4 protein-coding genes and 1 pseudogene are annotated in these 7,651 nt (G+C 40.7%); 3 read left to right on the forward strand and 2 right to left on the reverse strand.

What is annotated here, in order from left to right; genetic code table 11:
* Positions 1-30: 30 nt before the first annotated feature.
* On the forward strand, positions 31-1,101 hold the full coding sequence (locus tag BQ5453_RS00805) for a radical SAM/SPASM domain-containing protein (protein WP_071121745.1): 1,071 nt from the start codon (positions 31-33) through the stop codon (positions 1,099-1,101).
* Positions 1,098-2,138: a Gfo/Idh/MocA family protein gene (locus BQ5453_RS00810; RefSeq protein WP_071121727.1), complete on the forward strand. Its 1,041-nt coding sequence runs from the start codon at positions 1,098-1,100 to the stop codon at positions 2,136-2,138. The genes BQ5453_RS00805 and BQ5453_RS00810 overlap by 4 nt, the downstream gene beginning before the upstream one ends.
* 161 nt (positions 2,139-2,299) lie before the next feature.
* On the opposite strand, the pseudogene BQ5453_RS00815 reads toward BQ5453_RS00810, so the two are convergent.
* Both BQ5453_RS00815 and BQ5453_RS00820 read right to left on the reverse strand, forming a co-directional pair.
* Positions 2,300-5,191: pseudogene (locus BQ5453_RS00815) on the reverse strand (TOTE conflict system archaeo-eukaryotic primase domain-containing protein).
* A gap of 226 nt (positions 5,192-5,417) precedes the next feature.
* Complete coding sequence (locus BQ5453_RS00820; RefSeq protein ID WP_071121728.1) at positions 5,418-5,600, reverse strand: helix-turn-helix transcriptional regulator; 183 nt, start codon at positions 5,598-5,600, stop codon at positions 5,418-5,420.
* Between the two features lie 367 nt (positions 5,601-5,967).
* Here BQ5453_RS00820 and BQ5453_RS00825 point away from each other — a divergent pair, with 367 nt between their 5' ends.
* Positions 5,968-7,272: a Fic family protein gene (locus tag BQ5453_RS00825; protein WP_071121729.1), complete on the forward strand. Its 1,305-nt coding sequence runs from the start codon at positions 5,968-5,970 to the stop codon at positions 7,270-7,272.
* The last annotated feature ends 379 nt before the right edge of the window (positions 7,273-7,651 follow it).

A 7,651-nucleotide genomic window follows, 5' to 3' on the forward strand; every position in this document is an offset into this window, starting at 1 on the left:
GACAGAAGCATAAACGTTTCAAAAGACAAAATGTACAATACAACAGACTACCTGCGCAATGGGGTGCTATACCTCAACAATATTCTTCGCCCTCGGCATAAGAAGCTGAGCACACTGATGATTTATTCCACAACAAAATGCCAATCGCGCTGCAAGCATTGCTCTATTTGGCAAAAGCCTGAAGAGCATTTGTCGTTACACGACATTCAGCAGATTATGGCAAGCCGATGTATCACCAAAAACACTGTTGTGGGATTGGAAGGCGGAGAGTTTATTCTCCACCCTGAAGCCACTGACATCATGGAGTGGTTTATGCACCACCACCCTAACTATACGCTATTGTCCAATTGCCTCAACCCCAAGAAGGTTATTGATGCTGTGCGTAGATACCGTCCCCGCCATCTGTATGTGTCGTTGGACGGTGACAAAGACACATACAAGGCAATGAGAGGTTGCAATGGTCATGACAAGGTGGTAGAAGTGGTTGAGACCTTGAAAGATGAGGTTCCCGTTTCTTTGATGTTCTGCCTTTCTCCATGGAACACCTTCAAGGATATGGACTATGTGATACGTGTGGCAAGGAAATACGAGGTAGATATCCGCATCGGCATTTATGGAACGATGGATTTCTTCAACACTACAGCCGCTTTGCTCCAAGCTGACATGAGCAACTTCATACAAAGCATTCCTGCCAATATTCATGAGACAGAAGAGAATTTCGACTTTGTAGCTTTGTATGAAGAGTGGAGAAACGGACATCTGAAACTGCGATGCCAAAGCATATTCAGCGAACTGGTCATTCATTCTAATGGTGATGTGCCGTTGTGCCAAAACCTGGGCGTAAAACTCGGCAATATACATGAGAACTCTTTGGACGAGATATTTAACTCTCGCCAAGCCGTCCATGTACAATGCCAACATTCCAAGAGCTGCAATGCCTGCTGGATTAACTTCCATCGCAAGTATGACATCATCTTGTTGCGCAACTTCGAGAAAGTCTTTACCAAGAGAATGATAGAATGGTTCTACGGCAAATATCAATGGACAAGCAATCAGGACGTGACCTACAAACAATACATGAAACGGATTATCAGAAGATGAGATACACAAAGCAATTAATCGAACGCTACAAGCACTCTCGAAGCACCAGCCTTTTAAGGCACAATTATCTCGGCAAATACGCATTTGTCGGAATAGGCAATCATAGCATGAATAATCTGTATCCTGTGCTTGCCTTCCTGCATGTGCCCTTGAAATACATTTGCTGCAAGTCCGCTAATAAATTGCCTTTGATAGAAAACGCTTACCCTGGTGTGCATGCCACCACTTCCTTGCAGGAAATACTGGCTGACAAAGATGTTAAAGGCGTTTTTGTCTCAGCTGCTCCACAAGCGCATTTTGCAATAGCCACAGAAGTGCTGAAGAGCGGCAAGGCACTATTCATCGAAAAGCCCCCTTGTCAAAGCTTGGAAGAGTTGGCACGGCTGATGGATTTGCAAAAGGAGCATGACACCATAGTGGAAGTAGGACTACAAAAGCGGAACTCGCCAATCATGCGCATTTTGCAGAAGGAGTTGAAAAAGAGCAAAGGTGCTGTATGCTATAATCTTAAATATCTGACAGGTGCCTATCCTGAAGGTGATGCTTTGCTCGACCTCTTTATCCACCCATTAGATTGCATGACATATCTATTTGGCGAAGGCCAAGTAAAATCTGCGGTAAATGTTGAAAATCATACCCTGATGCTCATTCTTGAACACCATTGTGCCACAGGCATTCTTGAACTGTCGACGGGTTATTCTTGGAGTGATGCAAAAGAACACTGGACCATAAACACAGACAGAGGGGTTTATGAGATGGATCAATTCGACAACTTAACTTTTCGGCACAAATCAAGAATACTAATGGGAATACCGATGGAAAAAGTGTTTCCGTGTGGAAAGACAACCGTCAGTCTGTTTGAAAGAAATAACTTTGTACCTTTGCAAGTGAATAACCAAATTGTGTCTCAAGGCTATTACGACACGATAAAGGGGTTTGTAGATGCCGTGGAAGGGAAGAAAACATGTGTATTATCTTCATTGGAACACCTAACTCACACCTACTCTTTGATAGAGAACATACGAACACTAATATAACAACGGCAGAATTATCTTTTGCCCTTTAACGATTAAAGTCCCAACCGCATATATACTATATGTTGATGGGACTTGTTGTTTTGATTATATGGTTGCGGCGTTTCACAGCGCATCATGGCGCAAACATTCCCAATTATTCAAACAGTATATTTACGCAGGATTTAGGAAGTGAGCAGAACTTCTAACAATTCATTGGCAAGTTTGTTGTCTACCACTTTTATCACATTGTCATCTTCTGTTGCATAGCCAAGAGCATTTATAGCACCATACCATACGATAGCTTTGTCTATGATGGTTGTGCACAGTTTTACTTCTGGCAATATTCTTACAGATAATCCTCTTTGCAAAAGGTATTCTGTTTCAGGGTTACTTGCTGTCGTGATAATAAGAACTTCGATTCCAATATGAGCCAACTCGCTCAACTGATTGACCAAAACATTACGCTCTACCCTATATAACTTGGGAGAAGAAACAACGATAGAGCGCTTGGCATCTCCAATACTTGAAGAGTAAGGAAGGTAATATGTTCTACCGTTGAATATCTGCTCCTTACAAACAGGAATGCCTATTTCTTTTACATTGTCAAACAATGTGGGCGAATGTCGGGAAATGATTTTATATCCAATGGAAGCGTAACCCTTCAGTCGTTTCCTGTACATATTGTCGCAGACAGGTTCATGAATGTCAATGTAATCATAGATGCGCACATCTTTCTTTCCCTCGTTTTCGCGGTGCAATCGGCCCGCATATTGGACGACAAGACCTTTCCATGAAATGGGCAGAGCAAGGAAAAGGGTGTCAAGGCGAGGATAGTCAAACCCTTCGCCTACATATTTTCCTGTGGCGACTATCGCCAAAGGTTCTTCGCTGGAAATCTCATGCAGGTGTTGCAGCGTCCCCCGTTTTTCTTTCGTACTTCCTGTCCCTGTCAATGTCACAACATTCTTCACTTTACCCCTCAACTTTTCGGCTAATATAGTGACATGAGCAGTTCTGCTGGTCAGAATGATTGGCGTTCTTCCAGCTTCAACAGCCTTACACACATCTTCTACAATGAGCGCATTGCGTATTTCGTCTTCTGAAAGCAACTGATACAATGTTGTTATAGACTGCTTATCATCAGTAATGGAACGGTATGATGTGAATCGAGGAATGAGATACCTCTCAAATGATTGTTTCGTTATCTGACTTTTTGCATCGGCAGAGAAACGAATGGGACCACATTGCATGAAAATGATAGGCTGATGTCCATCTTTTCGGATAGGGGTTGCCGTCAGGCCATAAATGGTATGTGCCTTTACGCCCTTCAGTACATTCTCAAATGTTATAGACGACACATGGTGACATTCATCAACTATTACCATTCCATAGTTTTCAACAACAGGCTTTACGCTATCGCCATCAAGACATGACTGGATGAGTGCGATATCAACAATGCCATGAAGCGAGTTGTCAGTAGAGTCGAGACAGCCTATTGGGGAGAATTTCTTATGGCGACCACGCTTCTTCGGCACTGGTGGTTCTACATAGTCAATACTCAAGAACTCCGTCAAGCGTTCATGCCATTGGGCAAGCAATGCCTTCGAATGAACAAGAATAAGTGTACTCACCTTTTTTCGTGCAATGATTGCGGCCGCTGTAACTGTTTTTCCAAATGCTGTAGTAGCGTGAAGCACGCCATTACTGTGCATTAGCAATGCGTTGATAGCAGCCAGTTGTTCTTCTCGTTCTTTACCTTGAAAAGAAACAGATATCGGCGTACCGTGGTTGGTCTCGTCAACAATATTATACTTTACTCCATTCTCATTGAGGAAAGAAAGAATTGCATCTTCGCAACCGCGAGGCATGGCAAGATAGTCGTCTGTGATATCAAAACACGAGATAATGCGAGGTGTAGAATATGTGGAAAGTCGCAGTGCCTGCTTGCTATAAAACTCAGGGTTCTTGAATGATGCTATTCTTTTAAGGTGATTCAGAACTTTTGCAGAAACAGCCTTTAGCGGAATATAAATCTTATCGGCTTTGGTTATTTCTATTTCGGAATAAAAATCGCCCTTGGAAATATCTTGTGGTATAGGAGTAACCCAAGGCTTGCTTTCACTTGAAGTTGTGAGTGCTCCAAGTTCTTCACAGACATGTAGGTTTAGCAGCATGTCAACGTCTGTATCCTTCACCTTGTTAATGTTATAAAGGAAAGCCCATTGGTCTTTGTACGCCAGGAAATCGTCATCTACGAAAACACTATTATTTCGTCTTTTACGAGCCTGTCCCTGCAATGGCAAGGCGACCAAGTTGCCAAAACCTCCTTCAGGCATTCTGTCTTGGTTTGGGAAAAATCTGTCGTATGAATTGAAGGACATACGACCATTATGTCGCATAGCCTCTGTAAGGATGGCATTCCCTAATCGTCTTGCCTTGAAAGCTGGTATTGGCTCCTCAAAGAAAATCCATACATGGGCACCGTTACCTGAACGCGATCGTTCAATGGCATAAGGAATATTCCATTCTTTGCATACTCCAACAAATGCAAGGACATCGTCTTTATAGCCATACTTACAGCTCTTGTCATCGAAATCGGCGCAAAGAAAGGCGCAGTTGTTGTCGGGCATTATGGCATACAGTCCGACAACATCACAACAGTTCTCGTCCTTGCCCTCCAAATGACGATAGAGGTCTTGATAAGTGAGTGGCGCAAAATGTCTGTTAGGACAATCTGCACATTTGTATTTCTTTTTGTCGCATACGCCTCGCCTCCATTCATTGATACAGACAGGTTGGTAACCGCTCTTGCCAGTTGTTTTGCTGAATCATCTTCGCGCAAACACATCTTCTCTGCCCTTGAACAAGGAATGAAAAATGGCGACACGCTCCTCTATGGAAAATTTGACAGATGGGAGAGTGATGGGTGAATATGCAACAACCTTCTCCTCCACATGCTTGGGCTTATATTCAATGCCGTGCGCATACAGAAGCGATTTCAACACCTCATTCTCTTGCCGAAGAGCCTCATTCTGCTGGAGAAGATGGTTGTATTTCTCTTGAATGTCTTCCATAATAAGAGTCTGTTTTGAGGGTTTATGTACGGAAACCTCACGGATTTTTTCTGAAATAAATAATTTTCCGCAAGCTCACCAGCGACTGTAATAGACTGATTGTCAGCACAAATACATATTACATACATATGTAGACTTAGCTTATATCTTACGGAAAAGTGCTTGTAACCTCACGGAATTTAATTATATTTCCGTGAGGTGCCATACGGAAGTAACTTCATTTCTTTCAGTCCATATTTTTCCTGCTTTCTGAAATCTTGAATAGGGTTTCAAGTGATGGTTGTGTAGTGTTGGTACACCACTTGCTTACAGTTGCAGGATCTTTGCCTAATGCTTCTGATAGCCATCGGGCAGTTCTCTTGTGCTCAACGAGAACGACCTTTATGCGATTGAAATCTTTATCTTCCATAAGACTAATAATTTCTGCAAAAATACAATATCGATGGGAGATCTTTGAATAAATAGTAGTAAAAGCAGGGATATTAAACAAAGTACTTTGTGTAATATTCAATATTGGTGATAGTCAAGTAAAACGTACGGCAAATATCTTTGCACGGTTTTTTATGTAACATTGCCACTTTTTCCGCACAAAGCGTCATGTACAACTCTTGTTTTTAATACAAGAATGACAATTAAACGACCTCAAAGGAACTCCATTTACTTGGCAATATATTAAGAAACCAAATGTCAAAATTACCAACGGAAAACCATCAAATCCTTTCCAATGTTTGTAAAACTGGAAAGTATTTGATAGCTTTGCGCAAAAAATCAATAGTATGGTAATTGAAAGAACTCCAGAAATAAATAAGGAAGATTTATTTGAAGCTATAATATCTCCTCCAAATATACAAATCGAAGAGATTGTGGAAAAAATCAATAATTCCTTCGATTATTGGGATACTGTAAAATACAAAAAGTGCCCTGCCGGATATACACCTACGCGACTGTGGACCTTTGTCAAAGCCTCCAGACTAAAAAGTATGGTGAAAGTATGGGAGAAATACGGCGTGAATTTGAGTTTGACAAATGTGATGCAGAGAATGTGTCATGAATTTGACATGTTTTGGGGAGGAAGTTGGGGAGCAGACTCAACTATTGATTCCAAAAATAAGGAACAATATCTTGTTAGCTCGTTAATGGAAGAAGCCATATATTCCAGTCAAATGGAAGGAGCCGCAACAACAAGAAAGGTCGCCAAAGAAATGCTTAAGAAGAAAATGACTCCGAGAGACAAATCCCAACAAATGATTCATAATAACTATCAAACAATTCAATTTATTGTTGACCATAAAGATGAACCTTTGTCCGAAGGGTTGTTATTGCAGATACATCGTCTAATGACAGAGAAAACCATGCAGAATCCTGATGACGCAGGACGTTTTAGGAATAATAATGACGTTGTGGTAGAGAATGGTATCACGCATGAAATTGTCCATACTCCGCCTTCCTATACGGAAATTCCTCAGTTTGTAGATGATCTCTGTGAGTTTTTTAATGAAAAAAATAACAAACAATTTATTCACCCTATCATTCGTGGAATAACCATCCATTTCATGATATCCTATGTCCATCCTTTTTCTGATGGTAATGGACGTACTGCTAGAGCTATGTTTTATTGGTACATGTTAAGACAAGGATACTGGTTGACAGAATACCTCTCCATCTCAAGAGTTATTGCCAAATCAAAAAAAGCCTATGAAAAAGCGTTCTTATACACAGAGGCTGATGACATGGATATTGGTTACTTTGTTTCGTACAATCTAAGAGTGTTGGAACTATCTTTTAAGCAATTACAAGATTATATCAAGAGAAAACAAAACGAAAAAAAAGCAGCATATATATATTTGCGCATGGGTGATTTCAATGAACGTCAAGCACAAATTATTAAATTATATGCGGATGATCCTAAAGCATTAATAACGATAAAAGATCTGCAGATAAAATTTGGAATTAGCCCAACCACTGCAAAAAGCGACATCATTAGCTTGCTGAAAAAAAATATTATAACAGAGATCGCATTAAACAAAGTGAAAAGGGCTTATATTAGAGGAGAAGGGTTAGACTCTTTGCTATCCCAATGATATATCTTATGGGCAATCATTGTATCAAATTCTTTCCAGTTTTGCAAATACTGGAAAGGATCTGATATTTTTGACTGCTTTGAATTATGCAAACCCATTTCACCAGTATGAAGTGCCAATTTGGCATTTCAAGATTGTATGGTTGCTGAATATCACAGAGAATCATTGCGTAAACACACCTAACTCAAACAGTTTGTTTACACAATTACACAAAAAAAGCAGTTACGACGTTCGTAACTGCTTAATTTTCAATGTGGACCAGCTAGAACTACTATTTGCACCCATAGACACGCAAGAAGTGCGTGTTTATGGGCCATCTCGTATTTTGGGATATTGTGCGACATTGCTAATAGTGGCAGGTTGTAGCGACAAATGTCGC

Source organism: Prevotellamassilia timonensis (genome assembly GCF_900106785.1).
Classification (GTDB): domain Bacteria; phylum Bacteroidota; class Bacteroidia; order Bacteroidales; family Bacteroidaceae; genus Alloprevotella; species Alloprevotella timonensis.